The sequence below is a fragment of the Picosynechococcus sp. PCC 7002 genome (genome assembly GCF_963860125.1).
Lineage (GTDB): Bacteria > Cyanobacteriota > Cyanobacteriia > Cyanobacteriales > MRBY01 > MRBY01.
This window is the reverse complement of sequence record NZ_CAWLFA010000001.1, coordinates 1,533,969-1,554,753: the sequence shown is the minus strand read 5'-3', so window position 1 is coordinate 1,554,753 and position 20,785 is coordinate 1,533,969. Positions and strand designations below refer to the sequence as shown.

Annotated in this window: 16 protein-coding genes; 13 read left to right on the top strand and 3 right to left on the bottom strand. The window is 49.0% G+C overall.

Annotated features, from left to right (window positions below; translation table 11 throughout):
• Positions 1 to 201: 201 nt before the first annotated feature.
• Entirely contained in the window at positions 202 to 2,724 is a 2,523-nt protein-coding gene (locus tag AACQ84_RS07515) for a sigma 54-interacting transcriptional regulator (RefSeq protein WP_012307089.1), read from the bottom strand.
• 113 nt (positions 2,725 to 2,837) lie between these two features.
• Between AACQ84_RS07515 and AACQ84_RS07510 the strand changes: the two genes are divergently transcribed.
• From AACQ84_RS07510 to AACQ84_RS07470, 9 genes are all read left to right on the top strand, one after another.
• The gene (locus tag AACQ84_RS07510) at positions 2,838 to 3,800 is read left to right on the top strand and encodes an aldo/keto reductase (protein WP_012307088.1); all 963 of its coding nucleotides are present in this window, start codon (positions 2,838 to 2,840) and stop codon (positions 3,798 to 3,800) included.
• A gap of 65 nt (positions 3,801 to 3,865) precedes the next feature.
• Positions 3,866 to 4,333: a hypothetical protein gene (locus tag AACQ84_RS07505; RefSeq protein WP_012307087.1), complete on the top strand. Its 468-nt coding sequence runs from the start codon at positions 3,866 to 3,868 to the stop codon at positions 4,331 to 4,333.
• Positions 4,334 to 4,491: 158 nt separating this feature from the next.
• On the top strand, positions 4,492 to 5,679 hold the full coding sequence (locus AACQ84_RS07500) for a CapA family protein (RefSeq protein WP_143589349.1): 1,188 nt from the start codon (positions 4,492 to 4,494) through the stop codon (positions 5,677 to 5,679).
• 112 nt (positions 5,680 to 5,791) lie between these two features.
• Positions 5,792 to 6,271: a hypothetical protein gene (locus AACQ84_RS07495; protein ID WP_012307085.1), complete on the top strand. Its 480-nt coding sequence runs from the start codon at positions 5,792 to 5,794 to the stop codon at positions 6,269 to 6,271.
• 191 nt (positions 6,272 to 6,462) lie between these two features.
• On the top strand, positions 6,463 to 6,813 hold the full coding sequence (locus AACQ84_RS07490; RefSeq protein ID WP_012307084.1) for a hypothetical protein: 351 nt from the start codon (positions 6,463 to 6,465) through the stop codon (positions 6,811 to 6,813).
• A 240-nt stretch (positions 6,814 to 7,053) separates the two neighbouring features.
• Complete coding sequence (locus AACQ84_RS07485) at positions 7,054 to 7,659, top strand: fasciclin domain-containing protein (protein ID WP_012307083.1); 606 nt, start codon at positions 7,054 to 7,056, stop codon at positions 7,657 to 7,659.
• Between the two features lie 205 nt (positions 7,660 to 7,864).
• The gene (gene uvrA / locus AACQ84_RS07480) at positions 7,865 to 10,690 is read left to right on the top strand and encodes an excinuclease ABC subunit UvrA (protein ID WP_012307082.1); all 2,826 of its coding nucleotides are present in this window, start codon (positions 7,865 to 7,867) and stop codon (positions 10,688 to 10,690) included.
• 124 nt (positions 10,691 to 10,814) lie between these two features.
• The gene (locus AACQ84_RS07475; protein WP_012307081.1) at positions 10,815 to 12,551 is read left to right on the top strand and encodes an AIPR family protein; all 1,737 of its coding nucleotides are present in this window, start codon (positions 10,815 to 10,817) and stop codon (positions 12,549 to 12,551) included.
• Between the two features lie 147 nt (positions 12,552 to 12,698).
• A complete protein-coding gene (locus tag AACQ84_RS07470) occupies positions 12,699 to 13,268 on the top strand; it encodes a Uma2 family endonuclease (protein WP_012307080.1) in 570 nt (189 codons plus the stop codon).
• Between the two features lie 16 nt (positions 13,269 to 13,284).
• On the opposite strand, the gene ribD is transcribed toward AACQ84_RS07470, so the two are convergent.
• Entirely contained in the window at positions 13,285 to 14,400 is a 1,116-nt protein-coding gene (ribD, locus tag AACQ84_RS07465; RefSeq protein ID WP_012307079.1) for a bifunctional diaminohydroxyphosphoribosylaminopyrimidine deaminase/5-amino-6-(5-phosphoribosylamino)uracil reductase RibD, read from the bottom strand.
• A gap of 200 nt (positions 14,401 to 14,600) precedes the next feature.
• On the opposite strand from ribD, the gene AACQ84_RS07460 reads away from it, so the two are divergent.
• On the top strand, positions 14,601 to 15,788 hold the full coding sequence (locus AACQ84_RS07460) for a methyltransferase domain-containing protein (protein ID WP_012307078.1): 1,188 nt from the start codon (positions 14,601 to 14,603) through the stop codon (positions 15,786 to 15,788).
• Positions 15,789 to 15,824: 36 nt separating this feature from the next.
• A complete protein-coding gene (gene arsS, locus AACQ84_RS07455; RefSeq protein WP_012307077.1) occupies positions 15,825 to 16,823 on the top strand; it encodes an arsenosugar biosynthesis radical SAM (seleno)protein ArsS in 999 nt (332 codons plus the stop codon).
• A 109-nt stretch (positions 16,824 to 16,932) separates the two neighbouring features.
• Here the strand turns inward: arsS and AACQ84_RS07450 are convergent, their stop codons facing one another.
• Entirely contained in the window at positions 16,933 to 17,559 is a 627-nt protein-coding gene (locus AACQ84_RS07450) for a DedA family protein (protein WP_012307076.1), read from the bottom strand.
• A gap of 176 nt (positions 17,560 to 17,735) precedes the next feature.
• Here AACQ84_RS07450 and AACQ84_RS07445 point away from each other — a divergent pair, with 176 nt between their 5' ends.
• On the top strand, positions 17,736 to 19,115 hold the full coding sequence (locus AACQ84_RS07445; RefSeq protein ID WP_012307075.1) for an efflux RND transporter periplasmic adaptor subunit: 1,380 nt from the start codon (positions 17,736 to 17,738) through the stop codon (positions 19,113 to 19,115).
• Positions 19,116 to 19,554: 439 nt separating this feature from the next.
• Positions 19,555 to 20,700, top strand: a complete 1,146-nt coding sequence (tal, locus tag AACQ84_RS07440; protein WP_012307074.1) for a transaldolase — start codon at positions 19,555 to 19,557, stop codon at positions 20,698 to 20,700.
• The last annotated feature ends 85 nt before the right edge of the window (positions 20,701 to 20,785 follow it).

The following is a 20,785-nucleotide window of genomic DNA, read 5'->3' as shown; positions in this document are numbered from 1 at the left end:
TGCTTGCTTACATGAATAAATATAACAAAATGTAAACAAATATTGCAAGTTATTGACGAAAAAATATTTTTCTGGGGTGTGAGCCATCAAAGTCCTATTTGCCCCAAACAGTAGTAACCCCAATCCTTTCAGGGGATCGGGGTAGAGCAATAACGGTTGAAAAAATGGTGTTAAGCCCTGGGGTTTTGTAACAAAAATCTGTTACAAACCGACAATAATCTGAGCCATCGCCCAGGCGAGACCGAGACTTGTTAGGTACTGGGGCAACAGCGATCGCCAGGATTGTTTACTCATTTTTTTCGTGAGCACAAAAGTACAGAGCGTCCCGAAGACGAGGGTTGAACCCTGGAGAAAGGCAATCACGGCGGGATGGGCGACAACAATCGGCAAGGTGCTGCCCTGGAGACCGAAGGTGGCCATGGTTACGGGTAAAATTTGACCGGCTTCCCCTAAACCGAGACGGAGATAATGGGCGAGGCTCCCCCCCAAAACCAAGGGTAGATAACCATAGGCCAGTTGTAAAAAGGGTTTTGCCTTGGGGGGAGAGTTTAAAAATTGCACCACAGCCCCTGTTAATAGGACTACTCCAGCGGGTACTCCCAAGGCGGCGATCGCCAATCCCAGGTGGGGCCAAAATTGACTGAGGTCTAAATTTAAACCCAGGATTTGGTTAATTTCTGGCAGCCGATGGAGAAAGATTCCCCCCAGGAGTAATAGTAAAAGAGCGACTTCATAGGTGCGGGGGCGGTGGGTTGTCCACAGTTCAATGGCTGGGGGGCGTAGATTTACCGCTACTGATCGATGGGGACAAGCCTTAAGACAGGTCATGCACAGTACACAATCGCGGTTGTCCTCCAGTTGGGCCGGGTGGGAATAGAGGGGACAGCCTGCTGTTTCTAAGCCTTCACCCTTTTGGGGGCCGCCTTTATAGCATTGATAGGTGCTACATTCCGCCGAACAAGTGCCCTGTTGCGCCCGCAACTCCGTCATCGAGAGTTTCGCAAAGAGGCCATTCATGCCGCCGATGGGACAAAGATAGCGACACCAAAACCGCCGCTCAAAGATCGCCGAGCAGATCATCGCCCCGGCAGTAATAATAATCAGCAACCAAGCCGAAAGATAAGCCGTATTTTGTAAATCCCACAGTTCTTCCCAGAGGAAAATCAGGGCAAATAAGCCAAAGAGAAACCAACCGCCCCATTTTTCTGCCTGCTGACGCGGCCAGGGTTTGAGGTCGCGCTTTAGGAGTTCGGTGGTGATTTTCTGGGTAATTTCCCCGTAGATCATAAACGGACAAACGGCACACCAAAGACGACCGACAAAGGGAAAAGCGAGAAGCACCAGGGGCCACCACCAAGCCCAAAAGAAATTCAACGCAAAGTTTTGGTCGCGGGTTTGGGGGGCGAGAAATAGAACAGCAATAATTAATGGAAAGGCGATCGCCGTAAAACCATAGTTAATGCGGTCGGGCCACCAAGGGCTCCGGAGAAAACGCCGGAAGGCAGGGTAGGCATTGAGTAAATTGAGGCGAAATCGTTTTTGTTTCCCCTGGGCTGACCAAAAAATTTCTTCGGTGAGCATCGACCCCTGATCCGATTGGACAATGGCCCGTTCTACCAAGTTTTGCAACTCGCGGATATTGTTCGGAAAGTCGTAGGACTGGAGACGACGGAGGGCTTCGGGGGTGAGGGTCGGTTTATCGAGGCCCTTCGCCCGGCAAAATAAGCTGGTGTAATATTCCACCTGGGCCGCTAGATCTGCTTTGCGAACCCGCAGCGGTGGCACCTTGATCGTTTCGGAAAAATGGCGGGCCACAGCAGGAAGTTGTCGTTCGGCGATCGCCACCAATTTTGCCGCCGTTTGTTGGGGGACAGGTTCTGGATCACCGGGGCGACTGATGGGGGTATAGGTCTGGGTTTCGATTAACGTGGCGACTTTATCGATCAGTTCCGGGGGCAATTCTTCAATTTTGTTGAGAATTAGGGTGCCTTTTCCCAGCCATGCCAAGAGACCTTTTTTGCCATCGGTGCGGCCAAAGAGTTCAGCACCACTTTTTTGGAGAATACTGCAATCGATTTTAATAATCGGCTGTCGGCGTCGGGGCGAACCGTAGTGGATCAGGGCGGCTAAATTATCTTTTTCTAAACCCGGTTCCCCAAAAATGTAAATGGATCGATCATGAGTACCCGCCTCACGAATTTGTTGCCGCAGGCGTTTAGCGTAGCGACTTTTCCCCACAACCCCCCGTTTCGCTTTGGTGACGAGGTAGGGGCGCAAAATTTCCTGTTGTTGCTGTTCCTGTTGGAGGGCTTGGGCGACTTCTGCCAGCTCCTGGGCGAGATCCTGGGAAAAGGCCTGGGTAATTTCAGGATAGTTTTGGATCAGGTCTTGCCACTGTTGGCGCGGCATAAACCACATTTCTGTGGCGGTGACGGTGGCGATCGCCTCTTGGGAAGCTTCATTAAGGAGTAAAGGCCGCAGATTGATCGTACTGCCTCTGGTTAGGGGGTTGGTCTCTGGTGCAGCCGCGCTGTTGTGGCTGATCACCTCCCCGGAAATCAAAATGTATAAACCTTGGGGATGTTGGTCGATCTCGCTGAGGGTCTGTTGGGGAGGGAGGGTTTGCCTTTGGAGTGCCGTGGCGATCGCCCCTAGGGTTTCCAGCGACAGACAACCGAGGCTGGTGCGCTCCTGCAACCAAATCAAACGTTCCTGGATGGTCATGTTTATTTTCCTCCAACCCTTGCTCCCCCAGCTTATCGAATCTGACGGAGTAGATTAATTCCCCAGCGGAACAAGCTACAGTGGAACCAATGACCCGCCAGAAAAACGAGCTTATGAAAACAAGACAACTAGGCCAAAGTGCCGTCCAAATCACCCCGATTATTCTCGGTACTTGGCAAGCGGGCAAGCGCAATTGGGCGGATATTGACGACCAAGAAATTGTGGCCGGGATCCGTGCCGCCGTAGATGCAGGCATTACGACCATCGATACCGCTGAAATTTATGGCGATGGGGATTCTGAACGTCGGGTCGCCGAGGCGATCGCCCCCCAACGGGATCAAGTGACCCTATTAACGAAAGTCTTTGCCAATCACCTCCACCACGACCAGGTGATCACCGCCTGCGAAAATTCCCTCAACAGACTCCAGACAGACTACATCGATCTGTACCAAATCCACTGGCCAGCGGGAACGTGGAATTCTGACCTGGTGCCCATCGCTGAAACCATGGCCGCTCTGAATCAATTGAAAGAACAGGGCAAAATTCGCGCTATTGGTGTGTCTAATTTTTCCTTGGCGCAACTCCAGGAAGCGATGGAACACGGCCAAATCGATAGCATTCAACCGCCCTATTCTTTATTTTGGCGGGCCATTGAACGGGAAATTCAACCTTTCTGTGCGGCCCAGCAGATTTCGATCCTCGCCTATTCTTCCTTGGCCCAGGGTCTACTGACGGGGAAATTTGGCCCCGATCACCAGTTTGCGGCGGGGGATCACCGCTCCCACAACCGTCTTTATGCTGACCCGGAAAATTACCAACGGGTACAAACGGCCCTCGGACTCCTGAAACCGATCGCCACGACAAAGAATTGCACCTTGGCTCAACTGGCGATCGCCTGGCTGATTCGGCAGCCCCAAACCAATGCCATCGTCGGCGCGCGCAATGCTCAACAGGCGATCGCCAATGCCCAGGCCATCGATGTCGAGTTAACGGCTAAAGATCTCGAAGCCATTGACCATATCGGGCGGACAGTAACCGATCCTCTAGACGAAAATCCGCTCCTATGGAACTGGTAAGCACCAGGAAATTCAAATTCCTTTGGCTATACTGAAGGCAAGTTTCAGCGCTCTGCATCAACCCAATGAAAGCTTTAATTTTGGCCCTGGGGATTTCCTGTCTGGCGATCCCCGTCGCGGCCCAGGGAACCTGTCTCCGGATTAGCGATTTTTATACCACCTGCCAAGATGGTCGGGGCAATCAATACAGTATCCAGACCTTTGGCCCCAATACCTTTATCAACGGCAATTCCTACTACTCCCGCTCGCCCTATTACCATAGCTACCCTGGGTCTAGCGCCCATCGACGACCAGGCGATCGCCCCTGGAAACCAGCCCACTACCGACGGCCGACTAGCCACCATACTTATTCTTTTAGCAATACTTTCAAAAGCAAGAAAAGTCGCCCTTGGCAATATGAACCCTATTGGCAACAGCCTTGGAAAAAAGAGCCTAGTTCATCACCCCAATTCAGCACCTATTGGCAGCGCAACCCCTGGCAACGGCCCACCTACCGCAACGACCAAAATCTCTACCTCGACACCCGCTGGTAAATACATTTTTAACGACCCCAAAAGTTCGCCAACAATTAAGAGTTAAGAATCAGGACAAGAAAAAGGCGATCGCCACCGGTGATTTATTTTCTGTGTCTCCTAAACATCGAAGCACCAAAAATCCAGTACGATAAAGCGGTACTTTTGCGTCCGTTGCTATGGCACAGTTTCCTTTATCTACTGTTTCCCTGCGCCGTTGGTTGCCCTGGGGTTTAGGTGGCCTAACAATTATCACTTCCCTTGGCATCCTCGGATTTAGGCATTATCAACGCCAACAAGTCTCTTTTATCAGCACTTCCGTCGCCATTAGCAACAGCACCCTCGCCACAATTGCCACCGATGCGGCCAAGGCGATCGCCCCCGTCCCCCAAACAAAAACGACCGTCATCACCCTCAAGGCCGTTGGGGATATGGCCCCAGGGACTCGCTACTCGAAAACGCCCCAAGTCGAACAGAAAATGCAAATGTTTGCCGGGGTCGAAGGCCAGCTCGGTTGGAGTGACCTCCTTATCGGCAATCTAGAAACAACCCTTACCAATCATCCCTACGCCGCAAAAGATATCAGTCGCCCCAATGTCTTTGCTTTTCGGACGGCCCCTAGCTACGCCAATCTCCTCAAGGATGCAGGGTTCCAAGCCCTCAGTATTGCAAATAACCACACCTTCGACTACGGACAAACAGGCTTTCAAGATACCCAAACGACTCTTACAGACACTGGCATTGCCCCCATTGGCGTTAAAAACCAAATCCATTACCACCAACACAAAGACCTCACCGTCGCCCTCATCGGTTTTAGCACTTACCAATATCACAATACGGTTCAAGACCTAGATGCTGCTGTCGCTCTGGTCAAGGAAGCCGATGTCAAAGCCGACATTATCGTGATCTCTGTCCATGCTGGTGCCGAAGGTACGGGGGCAAATCGCGTCCGGCCTGGTACGGAATGGTTTTTTGGGGAAAACCGTGGCGACCTCCACAAATTTTCTCGGACTCTGATTGATGCCGGAGCCGATCTGATTGTTGGCCATGGCCCCCATGTGCTCCGGGCCGTGGAACTTTACCAAGGCCGTTTGATCGCCTATTCCCTCGGTAATTTCGTCGCCGATGGTGCCCTGTCAGTGGCCAGTACCCTCGCCGAAAGCGTCATTTTAGAGGTTGCGATGAGTAGTGAGGGGCGTTTTCTGAAGGGGAAACTTCATCCTGTGCGTCTCAACGGCCAAGGGTTCCCGTTTTACGATGCCACGGGTACGGCCATTAAACGCATGCAACAACTAACCCAGCGGGATTTTCCTGAGACTCCTTTAACGATTCAAGCAGATGGCCAGCTTTTACCAAGAACGTTGTAACCTTTGATGGTGAAGGATTTTCAAAAAAGTTGCGCTCAAAAACTGCATAAGCAAAATTTTCGGTCACTATCACCTGGCAACACACAACAATCAATCAACAGGTAACTGACCCATGACTACTTTCGCTTTCTCCCGTCCCCAATCCCTCAAACTTGCTACCGCTGGTGCTTTTCTTGCTCTCGGTGTTCTGAGTATCGCTCAACCTGCTAAAGCCGATAATGTCTCTAGTAGCACGATGATTTCTGAACAGACCAGTGCCGCTGTTGGCGTCGGCAACTCTACTTCTAACACCATGGGCCAATCAAATTTCCAAAATCAAAGCGGCTTCTTTAGTGGTGGTAACAACGGCGCCCAGTCTACAATTGTTGGTTCCCAAACTGCCGTGGCTGATGGTTTTTTCAACAACGTCAACAACAACCTCGGTCAATCCAGCACCCAACTCCAATCCGACGCCTTTGGGTTTGGCAATAATGCCAGCGTTGCCCAGGTGGGTGCCAGCCAAACAGGTGCGGGAATTGGTTTCGGCAACAGCGTCAACAACAGTAGTTTCCAAAATAGCTTCCAAAACCAAAGCTCCATCTTCTCTTTCTAAAAAAGGCGATCGCCAAGGTGGTGGTGTGATGAGACAAAGCACATCATTGCCTTGACTGAGACCTACCAGCGCAATCTTCTCCCTAACACAGCCAACCTGTTAGGGGGCTTTTGCTGTGGGTAGCCAAATACTGCATCTGTTCTGGGGCGTAGCAACTATCAAGCAGTACCACAACAGAGCAGGCCAGTCCGATGATTATCACTACTTTTCTCCGTCACCACTCCCTCAAACTCGCCCTTACCTTCGCAATCTTTGGTTTCTTATGCTGGCTTTATTGCCTTTCGCCCCTGACCCTCAACCTTAGTCAACTCCAGCAAGTCGCCATCTACATTGGCCTCGAAGTTTTGTATGATATGCTGCGCCACTGGTGTTTAAAGTTGGTACAAAGTGGTTGCGATCGCCTCCGCCATGTCTCTCCCTTTGTGAACGATTTGTTTGCAGTTGTGACCAAACTGGCAACCGATGGCCGTAATTTTAAAATTCATCTCCCCACGGTTACGGGACAAATGTGGACGATTTATCCCCTGCGTGTTCTTTCTTAAAAAGTCAAGTCTGCTCTAAGCTTTGTGGCCTGTGGTATCGCCAACAAATTTCAAAAATAGCTGTTCTTAGACTGTCGTTTTCCCCAGAAAGTTCCGCCATTTCCCGATAAATAGACCTTTCCAGACAATTCCTGCCAAAACGAAAAATACTTGCTACAGTGAGGAGGATTGTAAAGTTTGCTTTACAAAACACTACGAAAAGAAACAACTTTATTGTTCGCTCACAGACAGGAAGTATCTATGCGTTTTACAAAAACCCTCGCCCTCAGTCTAGCCCTTGGTAGCACCCTTGGCTTTAGTACCGTTGCCCAAGCAGGGGACTATGGTAGCTACGGAGATAAAACAAAGCCCATGACCGAGGCTGAAGCGCCTGCACCCGCAGCGGCAATGACAGCACCGACCATTGTGGACATTGCTGCTAGCAACGATGCTTTTTCGACCCTCGTAGCGGCAGTTTCTGCGGCTGACCTCGCCGAGACCCTTGCTGGCGAAGGCCCTTTTACTGTTTTTGCTCCCACCAATGATGCTTTTGCAGCCCTGCCCGATGGCGTGCTCGAAAGCCTTTTACTCCCTGAAAATAAGGAAATCCTCACTCAAATTTTGACCTACCACGTGGTCAGCGGTAATGTCATGTCCACTGATCTCAGTGCTGGGGCTGTCACCACCGTTGAAGGTAGTGATGTGGTGATCTCCCTCGATGATGGCGTGAAAGTCAACAATGCAAATGTTGTCATGGCAGATATCGAAGCTAGCAATGGCGTTGTCCATGTGATCGATACCGTGATTGTGCCCCCTGCATTAATGGCAGAATTGGAAACATCTAGTGAAACTAGCGAGAATCTCTAGGTTGATCTCAGCATAGTGATTTAACACCACAACCATTTAGGTTATCTGTGAAACCACGGCATCGGGCTGTGGTTTTCTTTTTGACTCATTTAAAACCCAACTGTGGTTTTGCTGCTGAGGATCTGGCCTGGAAAGGGTTCTGAAATTCTCGACAGGTCTATTTATAATGTTTAGGCACTTTTCTCGAAATTGGCGATCGCCCCCCATGAGCAAATCTGACCAAATCCGCATCCGTGGCGCAAGACAGCACAACCTTAAAAATGTGGATCTCGATTTGCCGCGTAACCAGTTGATTGTGTTTACGGGGGTGTCGGGTTCGGGGAAGTCGTCCCTAGCGTTTGACACGATTTTTGCGGAGGGACAGCGCCGTTATGTAGAATCCCTCAGTGCTTACGCCCGCCAGTTTTTGGGGCAGTTGGATAAACCTGATGTGGACGCGATTGAAGGTTTGAGTCCAGCGATCTCCATTGACCAAAAATCCACCTCCCATAACCCCCGCTCCACCGTCGGCACGGTCACGGAAATTGCCGATTATCTGCGGTTACTCTTCGGGCGGGCGGGAGAGCCCCACTGTCCCCACTGCGATCGCCCGATTGCGCCCCAGACCATCGATGAGATGTGTGATCGGGTGTTGACATTGCCGGATCGAACGAAATTTCAGTTGCTTGCACCGATTGTGCGTCACCAAAAGGGAACCCATAAAAAGACCCTTTCTAGTATTGCCGCCGAAGGGTTTGCCCGGGTGAGAATTAATGGCGAAACCCGTGAACTCAGTGACAATATCACCCTCAATAAAAATCACTATCACACCATTGAAATTGTGGTGGATCGTCTGGTGAAAAAAGAGGGAATTCAAGAGCGTTTAGTGGATTCTTTGAGTACCTGTTTAAAACATTCCGAAGGAACAGCAATTGTTGATTTAATTGAGACGGGTGAACAGATTATTTTTTCCGAAAATTTTGCTTGCCCCGAACATGGCGCAGTCATGGAAGAGTTATCCCCCCGTTTGTTTTCTTTTAACTCCCCCTATGGCGCTTGTCCCGCTTGCCACGGGCTAGGCAGTCATCGCCGTTTTTCCCCTGATCTCGTCATTCCCGACCCAAAACAACCCCTCTATGCGGCGATCGCCCCTTGGTCAGAAAAGGAAAATACCTATTATTTATCATTGCTGTATAACCTCGGACAAAACTTTGGTTTTGAGATCCAAACGCCGTGGGAAAAACTCAAAAAAGAACACCAAGAAATTTTACTCCATGGCACCGAAGAACCGATTTGGTTTGAGGAGGAATCTCGCTATGGGGGTGGCAAAGGTTACTATCGCCATTATTCGGGAATTTTAAAACTATTAGAACGCAATTATGAAGATACAAATTCCGATGCGATCAAAGATAAACTGGAAAAATATTTAATTAATCAACCCTGCGAAGTTTGTCAAGGAAAACGCCTTAAACCGGAAGCTTTGTCGGTGCATTTAGGGCAATATAATATCGATGAACTGACCAGCGTTGCCATTCGGGACTGTCTCGAACGGGTCGAAAATCTAGAGTTGAGCGATCGCCAAAAATTGATCGGGGAATTAGCCCTAAAGGAAATTCGGGCGCGGTTACAATTCCTGCTGGATGTCGGCTTGGATTACCTCACCCTTGATCGGGCGGCGATGACCCTCTCCGGCGGCGAAGCCCAGCGCATCCGCCTTGCCACCCAGATCGGCGCAGGGCTAACGGGGGTGTTGTATGTACTCGACGAACCCAGTATCGGCCTCCACCAGCGGGACAATGAGCGACTGTTGCAAACCCTCAAAAAATTGCGGGATCTCGGCAATACTTTAATTGTGGTCGAACATGACGAGGACACGATCCGCACCGCCGATCACATTATTGATATTGGGCCAAAAGCGGGGGTACATGGCGGCGAAATCGTCTTTCAGGGCAGCTTTGACAAGTTTCTGAAGAACAAAAAATCCCTCACCAGCGCTTATCTGTCCGGCAGACGGGCGATCGCCACGCCCCCAGAGCGACGGGAAGGCAACGGCGGCAGATTACGCCTCGAAAATTGCACGAAAAATAATCTCAAAAATATCACCGTAGAAATTCCCCTCGGCAAATTGGTGTCAGTGACGGGGGTTTCCGGTTCGGGGAAATCGACCCTGATGAATGAATTGCTTTATCCGGCGTTGCAACATAGCCTCAATCGGAATGTGCCTTTTCCCAAGGAGTTGGGCGGTGTCAAAGGCTTAAAATCCATTGATAAGGTGATCGTCATTGATCAATCTCCCATCGGCAGAACCCCCCGATCCAATCCAGCGACCTATACGGGCATTTTTGATCCGATTCGGAATTTATTTGCCGAGACTGTAGAGGCGAAAACGAGGGGTTATAAAAAAGGACGGTTTTCGTTCAACGTGAAAGGCGGACGGTGTGAAGCTTGTGGTGGTCAAGGAGTAAATGTGATCGAGATGAATTTCTTGCCGGATGTCTATGTGCAGTGTGAGGTATGCAAGGGGGCACGCTATAACCGTGAAACGCTTCAGGTGAAATTTAAGGGCTATTCCATTTCGGATGTGTTGAATATGACGGTGGAGGAAGCCCTCGAAGTTTTTGAAAATATTACGACGGCGGCAAATCGCTTGCAAACGTTGGTGGATGTGGGCTTGGGTTATATTCGCTTGGGACAACCAGCACCGACCCTCTCCGGCGGAGAAGCACAACGGGTGAAACTGGCTTCGGAATTGTCGCGGCGGGCAACGGGTAAAACCCTCTATTTGATTGACGAACCAACGACGGGTTTATCGTTTTACGATGTGCATCATCTGTTAAATGTGTTGCAACGGCTGGTGGATAAAGGAAATTCTGTCCTCGTCATTGAGCATAATTTGGATGTGATTCGCTGTAGTGATTGGCTGATTGATCTAGGGCCAGAGGGTGGCGATCGCGGTGGAGAGATTATTGCGACGGGTACACCGGAGGATTTAATTAAAGTCAAAGAATCCTATACAGGTAAATTCCTCAAACCGCTATTAACGAAGAAATAATAAACGGTGATCGCTCTCCTGACTTCTTCTTTATATTTAAAGTTTTTTGTGTTTTTGATAAGATGAAATATGTTTTTTGAATCAGTCGGTCATTGTAAACTTTTTTAAAAAGGAAATTTTAAGTATGTCCAGTTGGCAGTCAGCTTATCAGTCTATAAACGAATTGGACGCATATAAAGATAATGCTTTAGGTTTATTTGCGCTAGCACTGAAATTTGGTCTTGAGGATCTTCCTAGTGTTGCTGCCGATTGTGTTACTGATGGTAGTGATGACAAAAAGCTTGATATTGTTTATCTTAATCAAGAAGAGAAATATGCTGTTATTGCACAGTGTTATTTTTCGTCGAAAGATAAAGATAAAGCTCCTGCAAATAAGGCATCAGATTTAAATACTGGCATAGGCTGGCTACTACAGCGAGAAATCAATGATGTCCCTGAGCGAATTAAATCATCCGCCATTAATTTAAGGGAAGCGATAAAACAAGATGAAGTTGAAAAAATATATGTTTGGTATGTTCATAATCTACCTGAATCAACAAATGTAGAGGAAGAACTAAAGACTGTGCAACAGACAGTTTCCAATACTCTAAACAGCAGTTTTTCCGAGAAAAAAATACAAGTTATTTATTGTGAAGTTGGAACAAATTGTTTACAAACTTGGTACGAAGAATGTCAAACTCCAATACTTGTAACAGAAGAAATTTCATTCGATTGTAAGTCTGGCTATGAAATTGAAGGAGAAGATTGGAAAGCTTATTGCACCGCAGTTTCTGCAGAAAAACTATACCAACTATATAGAAAATATCAAACAAAGATTTTCTCTGCTAACATTAGAGACTATCTAGGATCTAGAGCATCCGACTCCAACATTAACAACGGAATCAAGAATACAGTAGAGAATGATGCTGGAAATTTTTGGGTTTATAATAATGGACTAACTATTATTACTCATTCTTATGATGTAAAGGAAGGTGAAAGTCGAAAAATCATTGTAAGTGGACTTTCAATAGTCAACGGGGCTCAAACCACTGGTGCGATCGGCTCTTTGAAAGTACCTCCAGGTAACAGTGCAATGGTTCAAGCTCGATTTATTGCTATTAATCAGGGAAATCCTGATTTAATTCAGCAAATCATTCAATTCAATAATAGTCAAAATAAAGTGGAAGCTGCGGACTTTAGGAGTACTGATAAAATTCAAAAGCGACTGAAGACAGAAATGCAAGAAATTCCTGATGCTGAATATGAAGGTGGACGCAGAGGAGGAGCTGGTGATGCTATTAGACGTAGACCAAATCTTCTTGCTTCTTATTCCGTAGGCCAGGCATTAGCAGCTTTTCATGGCGATCCAATCACTGCATATAATAAAAAGTCAGGTATTTGGATTAACGATAGACTTTATTCAAAATATTTTAATGAAAGAACGAAAGCATCTCATCTAGTTTGTACCTATTCATTAGTTAAAGCTATTGAGACTAAGAAGGAAGAATTAATTAAAAAGCAAGAACTGACAACAATTCAGTCGAATGTATTATCTTTCTTTAGAAAGCGCGGTTCAATATATTTGTTTACATATGCCATTTCCTCTTGTTTGGAAGTCTTTTTAGATCGAAAAATCCCTGACTTATTCAGTGTTTCTTTTGGAAAAAAGTGCTCTCCCATCCAAGCAAGAGAAAACTGGAATCTTGTTATTGATAAGTTACTACCCTTCTGTACTCAGTTAAATACTGCATTAGACAATAGCTTAAAGAATATTGGAGAAATTGAGGCTGCCATTAATAATCTTCGATCTTTAGTAGCTGCAACCCGTGATTCTAATCAAGAAATATACAGTGAATTTGCTGATTGTATAGAAATCAAATAATACTTGATAAGCTAGTGGTTTTGTTTTGCTCTATAAATTGGCCATTATTATTGAGTAAATTCATGACGTTTTGGAGCTATTACTGCTGCGATGGCTTTTCAATAATGGTGAAAATAATATTTTGTTACGTAAATAGGAGAAATTGCAATGACAATCACCACAGTACAATCTCAACAATATTCTTTGCCTGAGTTTTTGGCATTACCCGAAACCAAACCAGCAAGTGAATATATCAACGGGAAAATTCATCAAAAACCCATGCCCCAAGGAAAGCACAGCACATTACAAGGTCGTTTAGTGGCGGAAATTAATCGCGTTGGACAGTCTGAAAAATTAGCCTATGCTTTTCCTGAATTGCGCTGTACCTTCGGCGATCGCTCCCTTGTACCTGATATTGCGGTGTTCGAGTGGGCCAATATTCCTGTAGACGAAAATGGCGAAATCCAAAATCGGTTTTCTGTTGCCCCAGATTGGGTAATTGAAATTCTCTCTCCAGAACAAAATCCACCCAGAGTCATCGAAAAAATTCTTTTTTCTCTGCAACAAGGGACAAAACTTGGTTGGCTCATTGCCCCAGAGGACTACTCAGTCACCATTTTTTACCCTGATAAACTCGCTGAATTCAAAGAACAAGACGATCCGCTTCCCGTTTTGCCAGCGATCGCCCCTTGGCAACTCACCGCCACAGAATTATTTGCCTGGTTACGCCTCGTCTGAAGCCTAGTGCGACAAATTATTTTTTCAAATTGGGGAGATCGCCTGTTAACAGAAAATCATGGCCGATGGATTGAAGTTGAACATTTTCGAGGGTGATCGCCTCGTCCATGAGCGTCAGACCCAAATTTCCCACGGGTGTCGGTGCCCCTTGCCCACCAATAATTTTCGGGGCGATGAAAGCCATCACTTTCTGAATACTGCCAGAGGCGATCGCCGCCGCCGCGAGGGTACCGCCACATTCCCACAACACCTGCAAACACCCCCGGTCGTAGAGATATTGCATCACGCCCTCAGGGGAAACCGGATCAAGGTGTACCACTTCTACTCCCTGTTGCCGGAGGAAAGCCTGCATTTCTGGATTCGCTGTGGCCTGGGTTAAAACCACCGTCGGCGCAGCGGTCACATCCCACAAATGGCGATCGCGGGGCAGGGTTAAAGTTTGGCTCACAACAATGCGCAAAGGATTATGGTCAGCGGTACCATGGGTCGTTAAATAGGGATCATCCAGGCGTACCGTATTTCCCCCGACAACCACTGCATCACACTGGGAACGAAGATCATAGACCTGGTTGCGGGTTTCCTGGTGAGTAATCCAAGCACTGTGGCCCGTGGTTGTGGCAATTTTTCCATCGAGGGTCATGGCATACTTCAAAATGCCGAGGGGACGCTGATGCACCATCCGCCAAACAAAACCCGCATTTAAGGCCCGACAAGCGGCCTCTTCAACACCCGTTACGACTTCGATGCCCGCATCCGTGAGGGTTTTTAAACCGCCCCCTGCCACTAAAGGATTCGGATCGACCATGCCGACTACGACCTTAGAGATGCCCGCTTTGACCACAGCTTGACTACAGGGGGGTGTTCTGCCGTGGTGGTTACAGGGTTCTAGGCTGACATAGAGCGTTGCCCCTTGAGCCGCTGCCCCTGCCTCCCGGAGCGCAAACACCTCTGCATGGGGTTGACCTGCCCCTGGGTGAAATCCTTCGCCAATAATTTTTTGATCCTGAACGACCACAGCACCCACCATTGGGTTGGGGGCGGTTTTTCCGGCTGCCTGCTTTGCTAACGTAATACAGCGTTGCATCATGGCACGATCAAAGTCAGTTCCAACGGGGGCAGCGTTTGAGGTCATGGGGGAAGGCAACATTTAAACTTAAAAATTCTTTCCCATTGTAGGCAAGAACCGAGGGGCAAACATAGGGTCAAAGGTTAACCGATGGTGGAGAAATTCAGGTGATTTAGCTGTATTTGCGCCATTGACTCAGGTGATTTTCATAAATCATCGATATGATGATCAACACATACGCGCTGATCTGGGGTCAAAACTCACCAATGCCCGAACAAAGTATTACACCGACTTACGATGTGGAGAATGCGGTTCTCAGTCGCTACCAAGCGGGAGCCCAGACCCACGAACCCAGTCTGTGTTGCCCGACGGAATACCAGGATATCCATTATCTGGATGTGATTCCCGATGAAATTTTGACGAAGGATTACGGCTGTGGTGATCCGACTCGCTATGCAATCCCAGGAGATACCGTCCTTGATCTGGGGTGTGGAGCTGGCAAAAATTGCTACATGGTCGCCCAAAAAGTGGGGCCGACGGGGAAGGTGATTGGCGTTGATTTTAATGATGTGATGTTAAATCTCGCCCGCAAATATCAAGGGGCGATCGCCACGAAAATTGGCTTCCAGAATACCGAATTTGTCAAAGGGAAAATCCAAGACCTCAAACTCCCCCTCGAGCCGCTCCAGGCGTGGCTCCAGGCAAATCCCATTATCACCTTAGAAGATATTGCCCGCTATGAAATAGAAGGCGATCGCCTCCGGGCAACATCCCCCCTAATTGCCGACGAGAGCATTGACCTTGTGATCTCCAACTGTGTTTTAAACCTCGTCAAACCCCGTGATAAACAACAACTGTTCCAGGAAATCCACCGGGTTCTGAAAAAAGGGGGCCGCGCCGTTATCTCGGATATTGTCTGTGATGAGCCACCCACCGAAAAAATCCTCAATGATCCAGAGCTATGGAGTGGTTGCATTGCTGGCGCTTTTCTAGAAGCTGAGTTTTTGCAAATGTTTGAGGCGGCGGGTTTTTCTAGCGTTGAAATCCTTAATTACGGGGCTGAACCCTGGCAGACTATTGATGGCATCGAATTTCGCTCTATGACCGTCCGGGCCTATAAAGGCGAAAAAGCAATTGGTCGCGAACGGCACCAAGCCGTCATTTACAAAGGCCCATGGAAGCAGATCCAAGATGATGCGGGTCGCACCTATTTTCGAGGTGAAAGAATGGCCGTGTGCGATCAAACCTTTCAGCGCCTGACGAATCCCGATGGCCCCTATGCCGGGCAATTTATCCCCGTTGCCCCCTACCAAGCAATTCCTCTGGAAACAGCCGCCCCATTTAACTGTCACCCAGAGGCCCGCCGTGATCCCCAGGAGACCAAGGGCGCAGATTACCAGCTCACCCAACTGACTGAAGACGCCGCCTGTTGTCGCACCGATAGTTGCTGTTAACTAAAAATTCATCCCTGTTCTGTTATCCCAATCACCATGGTTCAAACCCCAACCCAAACCACCATCCCCGCTTTTCAGAAAACCTTGGGTCAACCCCTAAGCAAAACCCCTATCAACACTCTCCAAATTAACCTCGGCAAAAAATGTAACCTCGCCTGCACCCATTGCCATGTTGAGGCCAGCCCGAAGCGCACCGAGGCACTCAGCCCAGAAATTTGTGCCCAATTGATCCAACTGATTCGCACCTTCCCCCAAATTCAAACGGTGGATCTCACGGGGGGAGCGCCGGAAATGCACGATGGGTTTAGGCAACTGGTGGCTGCAGCACGGGAAACAGGGAAAGATGTGATTGTGCGCTCAAACCTAACCATTTTTTTCGTGCCTGGGTACGAAGATTTACCCACCTATTTTGCAGAAAATCAGGTGCGAGTGGTGGCTTCCCTGCCCTGTTATTTAGAAGATAACGTCGATCGCCAACGGGGTGCGGGAGTGTACCAAGATTCCATTGCGGCCCTACAAAAATTAAATGCCTTGGGTTATGGTCGAGATCCCGCCCTAGTCTTGGATTTAGTTTACAATCCGCCCGTGCCCCGAAACCAAGACTTTTCCCTCACGCCCAATCAAGCGGCCCTAGAACAGGATTACAAAGCTTATTTAGCACGCCATTTTCAAATTCAGTTTAATCACCTGTTTACGATCACAAATTTACCCATTGGCCGCGTAAAAAATTATCTCCAGGCCCACGCGCTCTATAAACCCTATCTCAGCTTTTTGGCGGCACATCACAACGGGACGACAGTGCCTAATCTCATGTGTCGTAGCCAGCTTTCTGTGGATTATGAAGGCAATATTTTCGATTGTGATTTTAACCAGATGGAATCTCTCCCAGCCCGCACTCCCGACGGCCAACCGGTAACGGTGCGGCACCTCCTAGAGGCAGAATCCTTAGATGTCATTGAAACGGTGGCGACGAAACCCTATTGTTATGGTTGCACAGCGGGAAGTGGCTCGAGTTGTGGTGGTGCTTTGAGCTAAGAGACTATCCACTGAATCATTAGGGGTGACTAGCGCGCAATTTTTCTGCTAGTTAATCTGGTCAGATTGCGGCTTGCTGGGGTAAACGCGAAAACTTGCTTATCGCGGCTTATTTTTCTGGTTGGTTGCGGGGGCGATACTCCAACCACAGGGGAACAATAATCCAGGCTGCGACGAAGGCAAAAACAAGGAGACCGAATTTCGCCATGAACCGCAACACATCCGCCAGGGGCATGATGCGTCCGAGGAAATAGGGGAGTGTCACCGTCACTGTTCCCCAGGCGATCGCCCCCGCTAAATTGCACAACAGAAAGATCGGCCAGGCCATCCCCACAATGCCGGCGAAGGGAGCGGCAAAAATCCGAAAAAAGGTGATAAACCGACCAATAAAAACAGCTTTAGGAGCATTTTCTAAAAACTTTTGTTTAGTTTCGGCGAGCTTTTCGTCACTAATTTTAAAAAAATGGGCTACTTTCTGGAGCAGCGGCAACCCACCCCACTTTCCCACCAGGTAGCCGATATTATTGCCGATGAATGATCCGGCGATCGCCCCACACAAAACCCAGCGGTATTGCAGCTCGCCACTCCCGGCAAAAAAGCCCCCCAGCAGGGTTAACGCTTCTCCGGGGAGGGGGATACCCATATTTTCCAGGCCGATGCCGATAAAAACAGACCAATAGCCATATTCTGTGACGAGGGTTTGCAGGGTTTCTAGGGAAATCAACTCAAGGGTCATGGAGAAAATTTAAGACAATGTTTATATTTTGACACTCCTTTTCGGCGGACGGGGGCCGCTACTGTAACTTTCGGGGTAGGTTGTCACCCAAGTTGCCAGGGACTTCTGGCGAAAGCCACCAAATCAGCCCAAAATTTTTTAAGATAATTATTAAGCAATATTACAAATATCCCATCGTGACCCAACTCGCCCCGAAACCAGATCCGACTGATAATCCAGCGATCACCTCTCAATCGAAGCGGCTACCCTGGCTTGGTTTGGTGGTCGGAATTTTGATCGGGGCGATCGCCACCTATGTGGGGGGGCAATTTTCCAGCTCCCAACCGGAAGAAACCTCATCCGCCCCAACGACAAATCCCAATCAAGCCCCTGGGCGAGCTGTCACGACCTTGACCCTCGAACCCCAGGCGATCGCCAAAACCATGGCCATTGTGGGTACCGTCACCCCCGCCGAGATCGTAGCGGTTACGGCGGCCCGTTCGGGTCTCCAGATCACCAATCTCCTGGTGGATGAAGGGGACAATGTCCAAGCCGGTCAACTGCTGGCCCAACTGGATAATGCCACCCTCCAGGCAGAACTCCGCCAAGCCCAAGCCCAGGTCGCCCAAGCCCAAGCCCGCCTCGCCGAACTCAGAGCCGGAGCCCGCTCCGAAGAACTTGCCCGCGCCCAGGAACAAGTGAACCAAGCCAGGGCGGCCCTCGGTCGGAGCCAAGCGGATCTCAAGCTGAGCGAACAACGCCTACAACGGAACCAAGAATTATTTGAAGCTGGGGCGATCGCCGCCGATACCCTCGATGAAACCCGCACCCGTCGCGATGGTGCCGCCGCCAGTGTCAGTCAAAATCAGGCCACATTACGGGAAGCCGAACAACGCCTGCAAGAATTGCGCCGTGGCCCCCGTCTTGAAACCCTGGCCCAGGCAGAAGCCCAACTACAACAGGCCCAGGCCCAGGTTAGCCTAGTGACCACCCGGTTACGGGAGACCCAAGTCCGGGCACCGCGCCCCGGTAAAATCCTCGAAAAATTCGCTCAACTCGGTGATCTCAGTACCGCCAATGAACCACTATTTAATCTTTTAGAAGCAGGGCAATTGGAACTCGAAGCAAACATTCCCGAAACCCAACTGAATCAGGTCGAAATCGGTCAAACCGTCGCGATTACCAGTGATCGCGATCCCAATCTTCAACTCACGGGGCAGATCCAAGAGATTGTCCCCACCGTTGACCGACAATCCCGCCAGGCAACCCTAAAAATTAGTTTGCCCCCAGGGACAGACCTCAAGCCAGGGATGTTTTTGCGGGGCAATATCATTCTGGCCCAGGCCCAGGGGATCGGTGTACCGACAGAAGCCGTAATTCCCCAGGATGGCGATCAGGCAACGGTTTTCCGGGTGAATGATGACAATACTGTCACCGCCGTCACCGTCGAACTTGGGGAACTTTTAGACGACAATCAGATTGAAGTTTTAGGGGGGTTGCAAGCGGGCGATCGCCTGGTGGTGAAGGGAGCACCTTATTTGAAAGATGGGGACGCCATCGAAATCCAACCCTTCTAATAGGCATTGTTTACCTAGCGAAAATCGAGGCGGTGAAATCTTAAGTTTTAATGCTTTTTCCTAAAGAAAAATTTTTACTTAAGACGTAATTTTATATTTGTTTAAGAAATGCCAAGGGTTAGGGGAGATCGTCATCCAAAAAGAGCTTTTCTCTGGTCACAACACTGGGCAAAGCAAGGCTTTAGGGAAAAGTTAACCTGTTTTAAAACAGCCTTTAAAATAATTCTTTCGCCCCAGTAATCCAGACTCCGGCCCTTGAGGTGAGGTAATCCTCACAAATCAGGTCAAGATTTTTTCAAAAAGTGAAAACTTCCTCAACAATCCCCGGCCACTTTTAAAAAGATCTTGTAAGTTGAGAGTAGTGCCCCCACGCACTGTATCAAAACATTAATACCCGCAGCTTGGGGGCGATCGCCGCACACAAAAGGAGTAATGACCTATGGCTACCGCAAACCCGATTATTGATATTGAAGACTATGGTCAAAGTATCTGGATGGATAACCTCAGTCGGGATTTAATCACCTCTGGGGAATTGGCACAATTGATCGACAGTCGGGGAATCCATGGGATTACCTCTAATCCAGCGATTTTTGAAAAGGCGATCGCCGGCAACGAAATTTACGACGAAGCGATCAAGCAGGGCATTGCGGCCGGAAAATCCACCCTCGAAATTTATGAATCCATTGTGTTTGAGGACATCAGCAACGCCTGTGATATTTTTGCTGGGGTCTACGAAAAGACCGACGCCCTCGATGGCTATGTGAGCATTGAAGTTCCCCCCAATATTGCCAAGGATACCGAAAGCACGATCAAAGAAGCCCGCCGCTATTTCAAGGAAATTGGTCGTCCCAACGTAATGATCAAAATCCCCGGCACCCCCGAAGGTTTGCCCGCCGTCACCCAGGCGATCGCCGAAGGGATCAACGTGAATGTCACCCTGCTTTTCTCCGTACAAGCCTACATTGACACTGCTTGGGCTTACATCGAAGGACTCGAAAAGCGGGCCGCCGCTGGCGAGGATATCAGTAAAATTGCCTCCGTCGCGAGCTTCTTCCTCAGCCGCATTGATGTGAATATCGACAATCAATTGGATGCCAAAATCAAATCCGGGGTCAGCGAAGATGTCGCCAGCAAGCTGATCGGCCTCAAAGGAAAAGTGGCGATCGCCAACGCAAAAATTGCCTACCAACATTACCTTGAGATTTTCAGTAGCGACCGTTGGCAAGCCCTCGCCGCCAAAGGCGCGAAACCCCAACGACTCCTCTGGGCCAGCACCGGCACCAAAAATCCCGACTATAGCGATGTAATGTATGTGGATGAACTCGTTGGGGCTGACACCGTCAATACCCTCCCCCCCGACACCATCGAAGCCTGTGCCGACCACTGCGATCCCGCCAGCCGCATCACCGCCAATGTTGAACAAGCTAGACAAATCATTGCTGCCCTCGGTGACGAAGACGTGGCGATCGATCTTGACGCTGTAATGGCCGAACTTCTCGAAGAAGGGATCGAAAAATTCATCAAACCCTTTGAATCTCTCATGGACTCCCTCGAAACCAAAGTCAAACAATTGGCCACTATTTAACCCATCTCACCAAAAAAAGCCCCCCTTCTGAAAGGGGGGTTACGGGGATATCAAAATCCCCTTCCAATTACCCCATTGCTCCTTC

Bases quoted from the DNA above. Each gene is read 5' to 3' on its own strand.
- AACQ84_RS07515 (WP_012307089.1), bottom strand. From the start codon at position 2,724: ATGACCATCCAGGAACGTTTGATTTGGTTGCAGGAGCGCACCAGCCTC.
- AACQ84_RS07510 (WP_012307088.1), top strand. From the start codon at position 2,838: ATGAAAACAAGACAACTAGGCCAAAGTGCCGTCCAAATCACCCCGATT.
- AACQ84_RS07505 (WP_012307087.1), top strand. From the start codon at position 3,866: ATGAAAGCTTTAATTTTGGCCCTGGGGATTTCCTGTCTGGCGATCCCC.
- AACQ84_RS07500 (WP_143589349.1), top strand. From the start codon at position 4,492: ATGGCACAGTTTCCTTTATCTACTGTTTCCCTGCGCCGTTGGTTGCCC.
- AACQ84_RS07495 (WP_012307085.1), top strand. From the start codon at position 5,792: ATGACTACTTTCGCTTTCTCCCGTCCCCAATCCCTCAAACTTGCTACC.
- AACQ84_RS07490 (WP_012307084.1), top strand. From the start codon at position 6,463: ATGATTATCACTACTTTTCTCCGTCACCACTCCCTCAAACTCGCCCTT.
- AACQ84_RS07485 (WP_012307083.1), top strand. From the start codon at position 7,054: ATGCGTTTTACAAAAACCCTCGCCCTCAGTCTAGCCCTTGGTAGCACC.
- uvrA (WP_012307082.1), top strand. From the start codon at position 7,865: ATGAGCAAATCTGACCAAATCCGCATCCGTGGCGCAAGACAGCACAAC.
- AACQ84_RS07475 (WP_012307081.1), top strand. From the start codon at position 10,815: ATGTCCAGTTGGCAGTCAGCTTATCAGTCTATAAACGAATTGGACGCA.
- AACQ84_RS07470 (WP_012307080.1), top strand. From the start codon at position 12,699: ATGACAATCACCACAGTACAATCTCAACAATATTCTTTGCCTGAGTTT.
- ribD (WP_012307079.1), bottom strand. From the start codon at position 14,400: ATGACCTCAAACGCTGCCCCCGTTGGAACTGACTTTGATCGTGCCATG.
- AACQ84_RS07460 (WP_012307078.1), top strand. From the start codon at position 14,601: ATGCCCGAACAAAGTATTACACCGACTTACGATGTGGAGAATGCGGTT.
- arsS (WP_012307077.1), top strand. From the start codon at position 15,825: ATGGTTCAAACCCCAACCCAAACCACCATCCCCGCTTTTCAGAAAACC.
- AACQ84_RS07450 (WP_012307076.1), bottom strand. From the start codon at position 17,559: ATGACCCTTGAGTTGATTTCCCTAGAAACCCTGCAAACCCTCGTCACA.
- tal (WP_012307074.1), top strand. From the start codon at position 19,555: ATGGCTACCGCAAACCCGATTATTGATATTGAAGACTATGGTCAAAGT.